This window comes from Serratia sp. TSA_130.1, from assembly GCF_052691795.1.
The window spans coordinates 281,036-297,624 of the sequence record NZ_JBQZFS010000005.1 but is presented as its reverse complement, the minus strand read 5'-3'; the positions used below and the strand labels follow the sequence as shown (position 1 = coordinate 297,624).

General features: G+C 61.7%; 12 protein-coding genes. 5 read left to right on the top strand and 7 right to left on the bottom strand.

What is annotated here, in order from left to right:
- Positions 1 to 389: 389 nt before the first annotated feature.
- Positions 390 to 1,544 (top strand): methionine adenosyltransferase, encoded by a 1,155-nt coding sequence (gene metK / locus ACUTQY_RS18800; RefSeq protein ID WP_033644710.1) that lies wholly within the window; start codon positions 390 to 392, stop codon positions 1,542 to 1,544.
- Positions 1,545 to 1,668: 124 nt separating this feature from the next.
- Here metK and ACUTQY_RS18795 read toward each other — a convergent pair whose 3' ends face one another.
- The 7 genes from ACUTQY_RS18795 to hrpB form a co-directional block, all read right to left on the bottom strand.
- Positions 1,669 to 1,821 (bottom strand): Hok/Gef family protein, encoded by a 153-nt coding sequence (locus tag ACUTQY_RS18795; protein ID WP_004937610.1) that lies wholly within the window; start codon positions 1,819 to 1,821, stop codon positions 1,669 to 1,671.
- 305 nt (positions 1,822 to 2,126) lie between these two features.
- On the bottom strand, positions 2,127 to 4,115 hold the full coding sequence (gene fhuB, locus ACUTQY_RS18790) for a Fe(3+)-hydroxamate ABC transporter permease FhuB (protein ID WP_046687784.1): 1,989 nt from the start codon (positions 4,113 to 4,115) through the stop codon (positions 2,127 to 2,129).
- The gene (gene fhuD, locus ACUTQY_RS18785) at positions 4,112 to 5,020 is read right to left on the bottom strand and encodes a Fe(3+)-hydroxamate ABC transporter substrate-binding protein FhuD (protein ID WP_033644708.1); all 909 of its coding nucleotides are present in this window, start codon (positions 5,018 to 5,020) and stop codon (positions 4,112 to 4,114) included. Before fhuD ends, fhuB begins: the two co-directional genes overlap by 4 nt.
- Positions 5,020 to 5,817 (bottom strand): Fe3+-hydroxamate ABC transporter ATP-binding protein FhuC, encoded by a 798-nt coding sequence (fhuC, locus tag ACUTQY_RS18780; protein WP_033644707.1) that lies wholly within the window; start codon positions 5,815 to 5,817, stop codon positions 5,020 to 5,022. The genes fhuD and fhuC overlap by 1 nt, the downstream gene beginning before the upstream one ends.
- A 47-nt stretch (positions 5,818 to 5,864) precedes the next feature.
- Positions 5,865 to 8,063: a ferrichrome porin FhuA gene (gene fhuA / locus ACUTQY_RS18775; RefSeq protein WP_046687785.1), complete on the bottom strand. Its 2,199-nt coding sequence runs from the start codon at positions 8,061 to 8,063 to the stop codon at positions 5,865 to 5,867.
- Between the two features lie 250 nt (positions 8,064 to 8,313).
- The gene (gene mrcB / locus ACUTQY_RS18770) at positions 8,314 to 10,806 is read right to left on the bottom strand and encodes a bifunctional glycosyl transferase/transpeptidase (protein WP_033644705.1); all 2,493 of its coding nucleotides are present in this window, start codon (positions 10,804 to 10,806) and stop codon (positions 8,314 to 8,316) included.
- 118 nt (positions 10,807 to 10,924) lie between these two features.
- A complete protein-coding gene (hrpB, locus tag ACUTQY_RS18765) occupies positions 10,925 to 13,363 on the bottom strand; it encodes an ATP-dependent helicase HrpB (RefSeq protein WP_342188214.1) in 2,439 nt (812 codons plus the stop codon).
- Between the two features lie 190 nt (positions 13,364 to 13,553).
- Between hrpB and thpR the strand changes: the two genes are divergently transcribed.
- From thpR to gluQRS, 4 genes are all read left to right on the top strand, one after another.
- Positions 13,554 to 14,096: an RNA 2',3'-cyclic phosphodiesterase gene (gene thpR / locus ACUTQY_RS18760; RefSeq protein WP_046687787.1), complete on the top strand. Its 543-nt coding sequence runs from the start codon at positions 13,554 to 13,556 to the stop codon at positions 14,094 to 14,096.
- A complete protein-coding gene (gene sfsA / locus ACUTQY_RS18755) occupies positions 14,093 to 14,800 on the top strand; it encodes a DNA/RNA nuclease SfsA (RefSeq protein ID WP_004937572.1) in 708 nt (235 codons plus the stop codon). Before thpR ends, sfsA begins: the two co-directional genes overlap by 4 nt.
- 183 nt (positions 14,801 to 14,983) lie before the next feature.
- A complete protein-coding gene (dksA, locus tag ACUTQY_RS18750) occupies positions 14,984 to 15,439 on the top strand; it encodes an RNA polymerase-binding protein DksA (RefSeq protein ID WP_004937569.1) in 456 nt (151 codons plus the stop codon).
- A gap of 195 nt (positions 15,440 to 15,634) precedes the next feature.
- Positions 15,635 to 16,546, top strand: coding sequence for a tRNA glutamyl-Q(34) synthetase GluQRS (gene gluQRS, locus ACUTQY_RS18745; RefSeq protein WP_033644703.1), 912 nt, complete (start codon positions 15,635 to 15,637; stop codon positions 16,544 to 16,546).
- Positions 16,547 to 16,589 lie beyond the last annotated feature (43 nt).

The following is a 16,589-nucleotide window of genomic DNA, read 5'->3' as shown; positions in this document are numbered from 1 at the left end:
GCGGAAGTTTACCGTACCTTCCCCCACGCCAGACCGCCGTACTGTGCAGCAAATGAACCGCGCGCGCAGTTTATACCGGTAAGCAGGTGAAAAAGCAAAATGAAAATTCGCCGAAAACTGTTTCAAGCGATGAAAATGGCGCCAACCCGTTTGCGCAAAAGAGCGAAAGCGCAAAAAATTACTGGCAATCTGGCTAAACCCTGACCTAAAATAGACGTCCAGATGTTAATCCATCTATACTGGTTAACTGATAAACTGCTTAACGGCTTTGCCTGAGGGGCGTTGCAGGATGCATCTCGCGCCATCAGCGGAAGACCCTTCGCTTCGATGCCGGATCTCCAGCGCTGTGCAGTAATTTCTAACCCGTCTTATGCAAGGTAAAGAACACAATGGCTAAACACCTCTTCACGTCCGAATCCGTCTCCGAAGGACATCCAGATAAAATCGCCGATCAGATCTCCGATGCCGTCCTCGACGCCATCCTGGAACAAGATCCGAAAGCGCGCGTCGCCTGCGAAACTTACGTGAAAACCGGTATGGTGCTGGTCGGCGGTGAAATCACCACCAGCGCCTGGGTCGATATCGAAGAGATCACCCGCAAGACCGTGCGCGAGATCGGCTACGTTCATTCGGACATGGGCTTTGACGCCAACTCCTGCGCAGTGTTGAGCGCCATCGGCAAGCAATCCCCGGATATCAATCAGGGCGTTGACCGTACCGATCCTCTCGAGCAGGGCGCCGGCGATCAGGGCTTGATGTTTGGCTACGCCACCAATGAAACCGACGTGCTGATGCCTGCGCCTGTCACCTACGCGCACCGTCTGGTGCAGCGCCAATCCGAAGTGCGTAAGAACGGCACCCTGCCGTGGCTGCGCCCGGACGCGAAGAGCCAGGTGACCTTCCAATACGACGACGGCAAAATCGTCGGCATCGACGCCGTCGTTCTGTCCACCCAGCACTCAGAAGACATTTCGCTGAAAGATCTGCAAGAAGCGGTGATGGAAGAGATCATCAAGCCGGTACTGCCGGCGGAATGGCTGACGGCGGGCACCAAATACCACATCAACCCGACCGGCCGTTTCGTTATCGGCGGCCCGATGGGCGACTGCGGCCTGACCGGCCGTAAGATCATCGTCGACACCTACGGCGGCATGGCTCGCCACGGCGGCGGTGCCTTCTCCGGTAAGGACCCGTCCAAGGTTGACCGTTCCGCGGCATACGCGGCGCGCTACGTGGCGAAAAACATCGTCGCCGCCGGCCTGGCCGATCGCTGCGAGATCCAGGTGTCTTACGCTATCGGCGTAGCGGAACCGACCTCCATCATGGTGGAAACCTTCGGTACCGAGAAAGTGCCAACCGAACAACTGACGCTGCTGGTGCGCGAATTCTTCGATCTGCGCCCATACGGCCTGATCCAGATGATGGATCTGCTGCAGCCGATCTACCGCGAAACCGCCGCCTACGGCCACTTCGGCCGCGAACACTTCCCATGGGAAGCGACCGACAAAGCTGCGCAGCTGCGCGATGCCGCCGGCCTGAAATAAGCCCCGACATCAACATGAAAAACGGCGAGCCAAGGCTCGCCGTTTTTTTTGAACGGATGGGTGCTCATGGATCAACGCATCGACTGCCGGCCGGCGGAGGCAAGGCCCCCGCCGCCGGGTTGCCTTACCGTTCGGATTCGTAAGCCAAAATGGCCGCAACCTCCGTAGTGCCCGATCGGATACGCAGCTCACACAGCGTGCTGCGGGTTATCCATGCCAGTGATATTACCGTGGCACAAATAACCACCAATTTTAACAGGCTCCGTTTGTTCGGCATCATGCCTTCTTCTCCTTGCCTCGCGGCGGGTAAGAGGCTAACTTAACGTTGTGATGCGTTAGAGTAGGCCTCGGGTTGATGGATATCGACTCGGGGCTTTTCTCTTTGTATCTTTCACGCAGGCTCCAGAGACAAAGATCCAGAGCACCCGCACGCAGTATATTCACCTCCCCCTCTCTTCCCGCGTTCCTTTTCACGTTAAATGTCTTTCTTGCGCAGCGACACGCAACGCCTTGCAAGGCGTTGAAAAAAGGCCCAGCAACGCTGGGCCCTTGATGGCGAAGAAGGCAAAGTAGGGGTGAAGCTTACGACGTCTGCTTACGCAACAGATAAACGAAGTACGGCGCGCCGATAAAGGTCGCCAGTAACCCCGCGGGGATCTGATACGGAAACAGCAGCATCCGCCCGCACCAGTCGGCAAATACCATCAGCAAACCGCCCAACAGCGCGGCGATCACCATTTGCGGCAGCGCGCGGCGGAAGCCCAACATGCGCGCCATGTGCGGCGCCATCAGCCCGACAAAGCTCAGCGGCCCCACGGTCAGGGTCGCCATGGCGGTCAGCGTGGCGGCCAACAACAGGATGGTCAATCGCGCAGGCGTCAACGCAATCCCCACCGAACGGGCGGTGGCGCCGCCGAGCGGCAGAATGGTCAGCCAGCGGCGGCACAGCGGCGCCAATATCATCAATCCGGCGGCGATCAGCGCGGTGCGCAGCGCCTGCGCCGGCTCCACCGAATAGGTTGAACCGGAGAGCCAGGTCAGCAAGCCCCCCATACGCGGATCGCCGCTGGCCAGCAGCAGGAAGATGACGGTGGTAAAGGCGGTGCTGAGCGCGATGCCGGCGAGCAACATGCGTTCGGTCGAGAAACCGCCGCGGCCGGCGGCAATCATGATGATCAGCAGCGTAACGGCCGCCCCCAGACTGCCGGCGGGCAACAGCCAAACGAAGGCGTCGCCCGGCACCATAAACAGCATCATCACGACGCCAAAAGCGGCGCCGGAGCTGATGCCCAGCACTTCCGGGCTGGCCATCGGGTTGCCGGTCAGCTTCTGGATCAGCGTGCCGGCGACCGCCAGCATCATGCCCGCAGCCAACGCCGACAGCACCCGCGGCCAGCGCCACGGCAGCAAGGCGTCCAGCTCCTCGCCCAGGCTCCAGTGCCAGCCGCCGGCGTTTTTGCCCAGCATCAGCGCCAACGTCAGGCCGATCAACAGCACGACGCCGGCCAGCGCTGCCCAGCCAGGCAGATTCCCGCGCTCGGCAGGCACCTTGTCGCCAAGGTTCATCGGTGGCGGCGTGGCGGCGCTGCGCAAACGCGGCAGCAACCACAGCAGCAGCGGCGCGCCGAACAGCGCGGTGGCCGCCCCGGTCGGGATCTCACGCCACACCTGCGCCACCCCAATCATCACCTGATCGGTCAGCCACAGCAGCAACGCCCCCAGCAACGGCGCCAACATCATGCGATGCGCCAGGCGGCGAGCGCCCAGCATCTTCGCCATCAGCGGCGCAAACAGGCCGATAAAGCCGATAACGCCCACCGCGCTCACCAACATGGCGCTGAAAATGATGGCCAGCCCCAGGGCGCAGAAGCGCGCCATCGACAGCCCCAACCCCAGGTTGCGCGCCACGCCGTCGTCCAGCCCCAGCAGCGTCAGCGGGCGCAGCAATAGCGCCGCCAGCGCACCGGCCACCAGCAAACGCGGCAGGATAAACTGCACCGCGCTCCAGTCCTGTTGGTTCAACGCGCCAGTGCCCCACAGGAACATGCCCTGCAGCTGATCGTAATTAAACAGCGCCAACAGGCTGTTGACTGCGCCGCAGTAAAGCCCCAGCACCAGCCCGGCCAGAATCAGCGTCACCGGCGACATCCGCTTGCCCCAGGCGACGCCGAACACCAGCCCGCCCACCGCGATCGCCCCCACCATAGCGGCCAGCTGACGAGTGAACTCGCCCCCCGGCAGCACCCACAGCGTGGCGATGGTCAGGCCGAGCTGCGCGCCGGCGGCCACGCCGAGCGTCGACGGTTCCGCCAACGGATTGCGCAACACCTGCTGGAACAATACGCCGACCAATCCCAGACCGGCCCCGGCCAACAGCGACACCGTCAACCGCGGCAGCAGGCTGTAATGGAACAGCATTTGCCGCACGTCGTCGATGTCCGGCGCGCTCAGCGCCCGCGCCCATTGCGCCGGCGGCAGTTGCTGCGTCAGGTTGTATATCGTCAAACCGCCTGCCGCCGCCAGCAACAGCAGGATCAGCGTCAGCGGCAATTTCCGAATGCCCGCATTCATGCCGCACTCTCCTGAGCCTGCGCCAACAGGCGGCAAAACCGCATCGTCGACAGCGTGGCACCGTAGAACCACACCGCCGGCACCTGCCGCAGCTGGTTTTGCCGCACGAAGGGCAATGACTGCCACAGCGGCGTCGCGCTGACCTTGTCCATCATCGCCTGATTGCCGTGATCGAGATAAATGACTCGGGCGTTACGCACCGTGGCCAACCGTTCAATCCCCACCACCGCCGTGCCCCAAAAGTCGGTTGGCTCCTGCCAGGCATTGCGGATGCCCAGTTGGTCCATCGCTTCCTGGAACAGGCTTTTCTGGCCGATGATCAACGCATGGCGGGTGTCGATCAGGGAAAACAGCAGCAACGGTTGCCGGGTGTAGCTTTGCAGGCGCTGGCGCGCATCCTGCATAAAGCTGTCGAACTGCGCCAGGTGGTTTATCGCCCGGCTTTCTATGCCTAATCGTTGCCCCAGCGCCAGCAGCGACTGGCGGGCGACGGTCAGCGGTTTGCCGCTGCCGTCGTTGAAGCCGAAGCTCATGGTTGGCGCGATGGGTTGGATTTTTCGCGGCGTCGGGCCATAGCCTTGCGACAGCAACACCAGCGAAGGCTGGAGCTGCTGCAGCAGTTCGAGATTCGGTTCGGTGCGCTGCCCGACGTCGACGACCGTCGCCGGCAGCTTCGGTTCCGCCACCCACAGGTTGTAGTTATGGACATCGGCCACCGCCAGCGGCGTCACGCCCAATGCCAACAGCAGCTCGATCGGCAGCCATTCCAGCGCCGCAACGCGCGCGATATCCGGCGGCGCATCCGCCGCTCGCCCGGGCAACGATCCCAACAGGGGCGACAGCGCCAGCGCCATCAACAGGCGGCGGCGCAGCGGATCGTGAGAAGAAGTGAATGCAGAGGACATCAGTAGACAAAACTCACCGGCGCGCCGCCGCTCGGGTGCGGCAACGTGCCCATAGGAATACCGTAAATTTGCTCCAGCACCGGCCCCTGCATCAGTTCCAGCGGGCCGCCCTGAGCGATCATTTCACCGCCGCGCAGCGCAACCAAATGGTCGCAGTAGCGCGCCGCCATATTGATGTCGTGCAGTACGGCGATCACCGTGAGATCGCGTTCGCGGCTCAGGCGCTGGATCAGCGCCAGCACCTCGACCTGGTGCGCGATGTCCAGCGCCGACGTCGGCTCGTCGAGCAACAGGCAGCGGCTATCCTGCGCCACCATCATCGCCAGCCAGGCGCGTTGGCGCTCGCCGCCGGAAAGGCTGTCCACCAGGCGGTGGGCGAACGGCTTCAGCCCCACCAGCGCGATGGCCTCTTCCACCTGTTGGCGATCGTTGGCGCCAAAACGCCCCAGCGCGCCATGCCACGGATAGCGGCCGACGGCCACCAGCTCGCGCACCGTCATGCCTTCCGCCGCCGGCAACTGCTGCGGCAGGTAGGCCACCTGGCGGGCGAAGGATTTGCTGTCCCACTGCGCCAACGGCTGCCGATTGAGCAAGACCTGACCGCCGCTGGGCGCATGGTGCCGCCCGAGCAGTTTCAACAGGGTGGATTTACCGGAACCGTTATGGCCGATCAGGCCGCAGACTTTGCCCTGAGGAAAACGGAGCGACAGCGGTTGCAACAGCACCCGGCCGGGAACGGCGAAGCTGGCGTTATCCAGTGCGAACGTCGCGCCGGGATTAAGAAGTTTGTCCTGCATAGATCCTGCTTTTTCCGGGGCGACGCGCCGCCGCCCCGGCTATCCGGTTAGAAACGGAAGGTTGCGGTGGCGACCACCTGGCGTTCTGCGCCCCAGTAGCAGGCGTAGTCGCGGTAGCAGCTCGATACGTAAGTCTTGTCGAACAGGTTGTTGATGTTGACGCCCACGGACGAACCCGGCAGGCCAAAGCGCGCCAGATCGTATTTAATGGTGGCGTCCACCAGCGTGTAGTCCGGCACCTTGAAGGTGGTGTTATCGCTGTTGAAGCTCGAGCTGGAGCCAACGTAACGCACGCCGGAACCCAGCGTCAAACCGCTCACCGCCGTTTCGTGGAAGGTGTAATCCGCCCACAGCGAAGCCATGTGTTTCGGCACCTCGACGGTCGGTTTGCCCTGATAGGTGTTGTCCTTGGTGTACTTCGCATCGGTATAGGTATAGGAGGCGATCAGGTTGACGTTGGCATTCAACGCCGCCTTGGCTTCCAGCTCCACGCCGCGTGAACGGATTTCGCCGCTCTGCACGCTGAACTGCGCATTGCTCGGGTCCGGCGTCAGGTTGTTGTTCTTGGTCAGCTGATACAGGGCGCCGGTCAGCACGATTGGGCGATCCTTCGGCACATATTTCACGCCGGCTTCATACTGCTTGCCGATCGACGGCTTGAAGGTGCTCCCCCCTTGCGTCGTGCCCAGATTCGGTTCAAACGATTCGCTGTAGCTGAAATACGGCGTCACGCCGTTGTCGAACAAGTAGTTGAGGCCGCCGCGCCAGGTGAACTGGCGATCGGTCTGCTGGCTCGTCGAACTCGCATCGCGGTTATAAGCGGAAGTCTTCGCCCAGTCATAGCGCCCGCCCAGCGTCAACAGCCACTGGTTCCACTCCCCTTGCTCCTGCACATACAGGCCGGTTTGTTCCTGACGGTTCAGGTAATGGTAGGGGAAGTTGATATTGACCGCGTCATTCCCGTATTGCGGATTGGTCATGCTCAGACCGTCCGCAGAGCCAAATGCGGCATTGATATCGTTACGCATGCGCATGTAGTCCACGCCGAACAACAGCGTGTGGTCGATATCGCCGGTTTTCACCTTCGCCTGCGCCTGGGTATCCACCGAGAAATTGTTCAGGTGTTCTTTCGACTGGACATAGGCGCGATTAATCGTCGTCGGCGTCGCCGCAGAAACGCCGCTGCCATAGATGCTCTTCATGTCGGTTTCCAGCTGCATATAGCGCAGATTCTGGCGCACCGCCCAGGTATCGTTGAAGGCATGTTCGAAGCTGTAGCCGATCATCCGCTGTTTGCGGGAGGTGTAGTTGCTGGCTTCGCCTTCGTTGAAATCGGTCGGCAGCTTACCGCCGTTCGGCAGCGGAATCAGCGTGCCCTGCTTCGGCAGCCAGCCGTAATAACCGGTATAGGGATCGTTTTGAATGTTGGCCAACAGCGTGAAGTTGGTTTTGTCATCCGGACGCCAGCTAAAGGACGGCGCGATCGCATAGCGCTTCTCTTTGCTCATGATCTGCTGCGAATCGCTGTCTTTCGCCAGGCCGGTCAGGCGGTAAGAATAGATACCCTGATCGTCCAGCGCGTCGCTGAAATCGAAACCGGTCTGGAACAGGTTATCGGTGCCCATTTTGAACTGGATTTCGCGCAGCGGCTCGGTGGTTGGCCGCTTGCTGACCATCGAGACCAAACCACCCGGGTTGCTTTTGCCGTACAGCACCGAGACCGGGCCGCGCAGCAGCTCGGCGCGCTCGAGGAAATAAGGATCGATGGACGCTTCGCTGTAGTTGTCGCCCAGCAACCGCAACCCATCCAGATACTGAGTGGTGTTGGTGGCCGGGAAGCCGCGGATCGCCACCGCATCATAGGTCGTGGAGCTGCCGCGGCTGGCAAATACGCCCGGCGCATAGGCCAGCGCGCCCTTCACCGTATCCGGCTGACGCATATCCATCTCTTCACGCGTCACCACGGAAACGGACTGCGGGTTCTTCTCGATCGGCGTATCGGTTTTGGTCCCGGTGGCGCTGCGCTTGGCGACATAGGTGCCGACCGGCCCCCAGGCGCTTTCCTGCTGGGCGGTATTGCTACCGCCCACAACGGTAATCGTGTCTTCCTTGGCGGCCGGCTTGGCGTCGGCGGAAAAAGCCGGCATCGCCAGCGTGCCCAACGCCGCAGCGACGGTGATCGCTAACGCGCTGACGGGGGTGCGGCCCTGCTTGGCCACGGATGATGAAAGACGCTTGGTCGGCATAGTTGATTTCTCTGATGAATAATTAAATGACGAATGTAAACGATAATAATTATTATAAGCGTCGCATTTTATGCAGAAGCCAAATTAAACTGCAAGCCGAATTCATAAGGCAAATAGGTTAAGGATTAGGCGCTTAGCCATGCGGTTAACAGGGAAATAAAACGAGCGGAAAAATAAAAAAGCCCGCAACCAAGGTTACGGGCTTAATAACAAAGAAAAAATTTTCACCGGGCCGGCGCCCCGGTAGCGATTACTGGCCGAACATATCCTTGATCCAGCCGGCGACGCCATCGCCATCTTTTTGCTCACCCGCCGCCGGTTGCTGCTGTTGCTGCACCGCCGCCTGGCTGGCCTGACACAGTCCCTGCGGATTGTCGGTCCAGACCGGGATGGTGCGCCAGCTGCCGCCGCCGCAGATAAAGTTGCCGGCAGAGTCGATGCTCATCTGGTTAATGCCTTCCGGCGGCTGCAGCATCAGCGGCAGCGGCGTCTGGTTTTCCAGATAACGACGATACAGGGTCAACGCGCCGTTGGCACCGGTCAGCTTGGCCGGGCCGTTGTTGTCGCGCCCGACCCAGGCGATCGCCACTTCCTTGCCGTCGATGCCGGCGAACCAGCTGTCGCGCAGATCGTTGGTGGTACCGGTTTTCGCCGCCAGGTTGTAGTTCGGGAACTTCACCGACAGCGAGCGGGAGGTCCCGCGCGCCACGCCCTGCTGCATCGCGTACAGCGTCAGGTAAGCGGCCTGCGCCGGCACCATGCGTTCCGCCTGCGGGAAACTCTGGTACAGCACCGTGCCGTCTTCGGCGATCACCGAACGCACCGCCGACAGCGGCGCACGGTTACCGCCGCTGGCGATGGTCTGGTACTCCTGCGCGACTTCCATCGGCGTCAGGCCGATCGCCCCCAACAGCATCGATGGCACCGGGTTGATCTCCGCTTTCGGGATACCCAGGCGTTGCAGCGTAGCGCTGATCTGATCCAGCCCGACCGACAGGCCGAGGTTCACCGTCGGCACGTTCAGCGAGTTGGCCAACGCATCCACCAGCATCACCTGACCGCGGAATTTGCGATCGTAGTTGTTCGGCTGCCAGACGGCGCCGTTCGGCTGTTTCAGCGACAGCGGCGCATCCGCCAGCCAGGTGTTGAGGCGGTATTTGTCCGGCTCGGACAGCGCGGTCAGGTACGTTGGCGGTTTGGCCAGCGAGCCGACCAGGCGTCGCGCCTGCATGGCGCGGTTGAAACCGGCGAACTGCGGGTTGGCGCCGCCGACCATGGCGCGTACTTCACCGCTGAAGCGATCGACGATCACCATCGCCGCTTCCAGATCCTGCAGGTGACGCGCAGCGCGCAGCGCCGGGATGCCGTCTTCGACCGCTTTTTCCGCCGCGTCTTGCGACACCGGATCCAGCGTGGTGAAGATCTTCACGCCGGACAGGTCATTCACCTTATCGCCCAGCTTGGTCTGCAGTTCCTGACGCACCATCTGCATAAACGCCGGCTGCGGCGTAATGACGCCGCCTTTCGGCTGCACGCCCAGCGGACGCGCGCTCAGCATGTCATACAGCTCGCCGTCGATCACGCCCTGGTTCTGCAGCAGTTTGAGCACCAAATTGCGGCGTTCCAGCGCCAGTTTCGGGTTACGCCACGGGTTATACAGCGATGCGCCCTTGACCATGCCGACCAGCAACGCCTGTTGATCGAGGCTCAGCTCATCCACCGGGCGACCGAAGTAATACAGGCTGGCCAGCGGGAAGCCGCGGATCTGGTCGCTGCCGCTCTGGCCGAGGTATACCTCGTTCAGATACAGCTCCAGGATGCGGTCTTTGCTGTAACGGTAATCCACCAACAGCGCCATATAGGCTTCGTTGGCCTTACGCCACAGCGAACGTTCGTTGGTCAGGAACAGGTTTTTCACCAGCTGCTGCGTCAGGGTGCTGCCGCCCTGCACCGCACGACCGGCGGTCAGGTTGGCCAGCACCGCGCGGCCGATGGAGTACGGGCTGATGCCGTCATGCTCATAGAAATGGCGGTCTTCCGTGGCGATCAGCGTATCCACCAACAGATCCGGGAAACCGGAGCGCGGCACGAACAGGCGCTGTTCGCCGTTCGGCGACTGCAGCATGGTGATAAGACGCGGATCGAGGCGGAAGAAGCCGAAGCTGCGGCCGCTGTCCAGGTTTTCGATCTTCGCCAGGCGGTTATTCTGGAAATCGAGGCGGGCGCGGATCTGCCCTTCTTTACCATCCGGGAAGTCGAACGGGCGGCGCAGCATCTCGATGCTGTTGGCCTGCACGGTAAACTCGCCCGGACGCGTCATGCGGCTGACCTGGCGGTACTGCATGCCTTCCAGCAGGTTAACCATCTCCTTCTTGCTGTACGGCATGCCCGGTTCCAGGTTGACCATGCGGCCGTACACCGCCGCCGGCAGCTGCCAGACTTTGCCGTCGATGCGGCTGCGGATCTGCGAGTCCAGGTAGACGCCATAGATCGCCAACAGGACGGCGAGCACCAGGATCAGTTTGATAAACAGGCCGAGCCAGCGGCGTTTTTTACGCGGCGGAGTCGCTTTCACCTTACGCGGCATGCGTTCCTCCTCCTCTTCATACTCGTCATCGTCATACTCGTCTTCTTCGTAATCGTCATAATCGTCGTCTCGGCGACGGCGCGGCGGCTTGCGCGACGCGGTGCTTTTTGGTTGTTTTCCTTTGCGCCCGATGGGCTCGCGGTCATCCCCAGCCATGGCTGTTGTTCTCCGAGCTTGCCGACACTGCCGGCCATAATGAGTCGCTTAATCTGTGCCGACGCCGTGGCGCTGAACAGAAGAAACATCTGAATTCCAAACCTTAAACGATCGCGGCCTACTGATATTTCTTCGTTCGGCGCGTCGGGGCCGCCGTGGCCGGATCGTCCGGCCATACGTGTTTCGGGTAGCGGCCCTTCATCTCTTTTTGCACCTCGCGGTAGGCGCCTTGCCAGAAGGCCGCCAGATCGCCGGTGATTTGCAACGGCCTGTGCGCCGGTGAGAGTAACTCAAGCACTACCGGGATGCGACCCTCAGCCAACATCGGGCTGCGCTGCTCGCCGAACATTTCCTGCAAACGCACCGCCAGCGCCGGCGGTTTGCCGGCCTCATAACGGATCGGCAGGCGGCTGCCGGTCGGCACAGTGTAATGAGTGGGTAATGCATTATCCAGCCGCTGTTTTTGCTGCCAGTCCAACAGCCGGGACAACGCCTCGGCGAGGTTGACCTGCTTCAATCCGCGCAGATCGCGCACGCCGTTCAGCGACGGCAACAGCCACTGCTCCAGCGCCGCCAGCAGCGGTTCTTCGCCCATCGCCGGCCACTCCGCCTCCGGCAGCCAGGCTTGCGCGCACTGCAGGCGCACCCGCAGTTGTTCAGCTGCGCCCTCCCAGTTGAGCACCGCCAGCCCCTGCGCGCGCACCCAGTCGAGCAGCGCCTGCTGCAGCTCTTCGTCCGCCGGCTTAGCCAGCGGCTGCGCGCGCAACGTCAGACGGCCGATCTGTTGGCGCTTCCAGGCGCGCAGCGTCCCCTTCTCTTCATCCCACTCCACCGCCGTGCGCTGCATAACCATCGCCGGCAGCTGCGCCGCCAACGCCTCGATATCGACCGGCAACGCCAACAAAATACGCGCATCCGGGCTGTTGTGGCCCTGCAACAGTTTGGGGACAATCAACCAGGGCGCGCGCGACAGCGCCTCGTCCTGGTTCATCGCCGCGCCCAGGCCGTTGGCCAGCAGGTAGCGGCCATCCTGACCGCGACGCTGGGCGATGCGATCGGTAAATGCCAGCGCCAACAGCCGCGGCGCCAAATCGGCGTCAACTTGCCCCGCACGTTGCGGCAGACGTTTGGCCAACTGCGCGGCTCGCTGCCGCCAGTTCGGTTGCGGGCGGCTCAGCCAATAACCGATATCCATCTGCCCGCCGCGCGGCGGTTCCTCCAGCAACGCCGCCAACAACGCCGCCGTCGCCAGGCCGTCGGCGCTCAGTCCCGCGCCGACGACCAGCATCGCCGCCAACCGCGGCTCGCACCCCAGCGCGGCCATCTGGCGCCCCGGCGCAGTAAGTTTGCCGCCGTCATCCGTGGCCCCCAGCCGGTGCAACAGCGCCCTGGCCGCTGCCAATGCCGCTGCCGGAGGCGCGTCAAGCCAGGTCAGCTGCGCCGGATCATGGCACCCCCACTGCAGCAGTTCGAGCCAGAAGCCGGTGAGATCGCTCTGTAAAATGTCCGGTTCGGCATGTTCCGCCGCGCGCTCCGCCTGCTCTTTGGCGAACAGATGCCAGCAAAGGCCCGGCTCCAGACGCCCAGCGCGCCCGGCACGCTGCACCATCGAGGCCTGACTGATGCGCTGCGTCACCAGCCGCGTCAAACCGTTGCGCACGTCGTAACGCGCCATGCGCTCCAGGCCGCTGTCCACCACCAGCCGAATGCCCTCGATCGTCAGGCTGGTTTCGGCGATGTTGGTCGCCAGCACCACCTTGCGGCGGCCAGGCGCCGCCGGCTGAATCGCTTTTTGCTGCTGCGCCAGAGGCAGGGCGCCATACAGCGGGCAAAGATCGGTATCGCTCGCCACCTCGCCGATCAATCGCTCCAGCACCCGATTGATCTCCGCCACGCCCGGCAAGAACAGCAGCAAAGACCCCGGCTGTTCGGCCAGCAACCGCTTCACCGCAGCCGCTACGCCGTCCTCCAGCCGCTGATGACTGGCCAACGGCTGATACAGGCGTTCAACCGGGAAACTGCGCCCCTCGGACACCACCACCGGCGCTTCCGGCAGCAGCTGCGACAGGCGAGCATTGTCCAGGGTGGCCGACATGATCAGCAGTTTCAGATCGTCGCGCAGCCCTTGCTGCACGTCGAGCAGCAGCGCCAGCGCCAGATCGGCCTGCAGGCTGCGTTCGTGGAATTCATCGAGGATCACCAGCGACACGCCCTGCAGTTCGGCGTCCTGCTGCAGCATGCGGGTGAGAATGCCTTCCGTCACCACTTCCAGCCGGGTCTGCGGCCCGCTTTTACTTTCGGCGCGCATGCGATAACCCACGGTCTGGCCAGGCTCCTCCCCCAGTTGCTGCGCCAGGCGATAGGCGACGTTCTTCGCCGCCAGCCGCCGCGGCTCCAGCATGATAATGCGCCCCGGCAACCCGGCCTTAGCCATGATCTGCAGCGGCAGCCAGGTGGATTTACCGGCGCCGGTCGGGGCGTGCAACAGCACCTGAGGAGCGGACTGCAACGCAGCCAGCAACTCATCAAGCACCGCGCTGACGGGCAATGAAGACACTGAACTCTCCGTGGTGGTTAACGTTAAACGGCGTACAGTGTAGCATTAGCTTTGCCCCCGTAGCCTTTCAAACTGCGGCGGCGTTAGCTATAGTACGGAGCTCATTCGTGCACCGCGCCCCTCGCGGGGCCGCTGCCAGTAACGTTTACCGCTGTTCCCGACCGTATTGTCATGCATTTGCCGAGCCCTTATGTCCAATTCGCGCCGCCTGTTTTTCGCCCTGTCCTTGCCTGACGCCCTGCAACAGCAGGTGGTCCGCTGGCGCGCCGAGGCGTTTGCACCTGAGGCCGGTCGGCCGGTGGCGGCGGCCAATTTGCACCTGACGCTGGCGTTTCTCGGTGAAGTCAGCGCACAGAAAGAACTGGCGCTGCGTAAGTTGGCCGGCCGCATCGCCCAACCCGGCTTCAACATGCGGCTCGACGATCTCGGCCATTGGCCGCGCCCCGGCGTGGTCTGGCTCGGCACCCGCCGCGCGCCGCGCGGGTTGCTGCAGTTGGCCGAGCTGCTGCGTTCGCAGGCCGCGCGCAGCGGCTGCCATCAAAGCGCGCTGCCGTTCCATCCGCACATCACGCTGCTGCGCGCCGCCACCCAGCCGGTGGCGATCCCGCCGGCGACGCCGGGCTGGGCGTTCAGCGCCGACGCCTTTTCCTTGTATGAATCGGTGTTCGAAAACGGCCGCACCCGTTACCAACACCTTGAACAGTGGCCGCTGGCCAAGCAGGCATCCCCATGATTTTTTCTCCACCGCTGCGCTCCGCCACGCTGATCAAACGTTACAAACGCTTTCTGGCTGACGTGATCACCCCGGAAGGGGAAACCTTTACGCTGCACTGCGCCAATACCGGCGCCATGACCGGCTGCGCCACGCCCGGCGACACCGTGTGGTACTCCACCTCGGACAACCCCAAACGCAAATACGCCCACAGCTGGGAGCTGACCCATACCCAACAGGGGCACTGGATCTGCGTCAATACCCTGCGCGCCAACGCGCTGGTGCGCGAGGCGATCGAACACAATTTAATCAATGAATTATCCGGTTACAGTAAAATTAGCGGCGAAGTGAAATACGGCGGTGAAAACAGCCGTATCGATTTGTTATTACAGGCAGAAAATCGGGTTAACTGCTATATTGAAGTTAAGTCAGTCACATTACTGCAACAACAACGTGGTTACTTTCCTGATGCGGTAACGCTCAGAGGGCAAAAGCACCTGCGTGAGTTGCTCAGCGTGGTTGAAAGCGGGCAACGGGCGGTATTGTTCTTTGCCGTGTTACACAGCGGTATTGAGCAGGTCGCACCGGCACATCATATAGATGAGCGCTATGCGGCGCTGTTGGCACAGGTCCGGCAGTTGGGAGTGGAAGTGGTTTGCTATGGGGCAAAATTATCACCTGACGGTATTTATCTCTGCGATAAGCTGCCGTTTTTTATCGATTAGCGCAGCCGGGTCCCTATAAATAGACAACCGGCCAGCACGATCGCCAAATACGCCTTCCTTCACACGATTGTCAAGCGGGCGACAGGAATAATTGCCAACCTACCTTCCTTCTGTTATTTATAGCGGCCTGTTTTTCCCCCGCATTGGGGATTCGATAGTGCGTGTGTATGTAGGAGAAGCAACATGCAAGAAGGGCAAAACCGTAAAACCTCGTCCTTGAGCATTCTCGCCATCGCTGGGGTGGAGCCGTACCAAGAGAAGCCGGGCGAAGAGTACATGAACGACGCCCAGTTGTCGCATTTCAAGCGCATTCTTGAAGCGTGGCGCAACCAGCTCAGGGACGAAGTGGACCGTACTGTATCGCATATGCAAGAAGAGGCAGCCAACTTCCCTGATCCGGCCGACCGCGCTACTCAGGAAGAAGAGTTCAGCCTTGAACTGCGTAACCGTGACCGTGAACGCAAACTGATCAAAAAGATCGAGAAAACGCTGAAGAAAGTGGAAGACGATGATTTCGGCTACTGCGAATCTTGTGGCGTGGAGATCGGTATTCGTCGCCTCGAAGCGCGTCCGACCGCCGATCTGTGCATCGACTGCAAGACGCTGGCTGAGATCCGCGAAAAGCAGATGGCCGGCTAATACCGCTACTCTACATGATTGGAGCTGCATCAAGGCGGCAAGAATGCGCATGCCGATGAGCTTACTCAAGTAAGTGATTCGGGTAAGCAGGCGCAGCTAACACAGATGCAGTTTCAAGCATAACGAGTATGTTACCGCTGCGGCGTGCGCATCCGCGTGCGCCGCACAGAGAAAAGGGAACCCCTCCCCTCTGATATGCAAGAAAGTCATTATGTGGGGCGCTTTGCCCCATCGCCTTCCGGGGATCTGCATTTCGGCTCGCTGATTGCCGCTCTGGGAAGCTACCTTCAGGCTCGCGCCCAACGCGGGCAGTGGCTGGTTCGCATCGAAGATATCGACCCGCCGCGCGAAGTCCCCGGCGCCGCCGCTCGCATCCTGTCCGCGCTGGAACATTATGGTCTCCACTGGGACGGCCAGGTCATCTATCAATCCCAACGTCACGACGCCTATCGCGCCGCGCTGGATCTGTTGCAGCGCCAGGGGCTCAGCTATTACTGCACCTGCACCCGCAGCCGCATCCAGCAAATCGGCGGATTGTACGACGGCCACTGCCGCGATTTGCAGCTCGGCCCACAGGGCGCCGCCATCCGCTTGCGTCAGACCGCGCCCGTTTACCGGTTTCACGATCGCCTGCAGGGAGAATTGCACGCCGATCCGGCGCTGGCGGGTGAAGACTTTATCATTCGCCGCCGCGACGGGCTGTTCGCTTACAACCTGGCGGTGGTGATCGACGACCATTTTCAGGGCGTGACCGAGATTGTCCGCGGCGCCGATCTGATCGAACCGACGGTGCGCCAAATTGCCCTTTACCGCCAGCTGCAGGCGCCGGTGCCCGCCTATGTGCATCTGCCGCTGGCGCTGGGTGCCAACGGCATCAAGCTGTCGAAGCAAAACCATGCGCCGGCGTTGCCCGCTGGCGATCCGCGCCCGGTGCTGATCGCCGCGCTGAAATTTCTGCGCCAACCGCTGCCGGAAAGCTGGCAAGATCTTGACCTGCCATTATTATTGAGCTGGGCGATCGAACACTGGCGGTTGGAAAACGTGCCGCGTCAGGAGGCTATCCCTCTGGATGAAAACACGCCGGCATTCTCAAAGGAGCCATGGTGAGCTATGATTAGCCGCTATTTTTTGTTAGCTCCATTTTTATCAG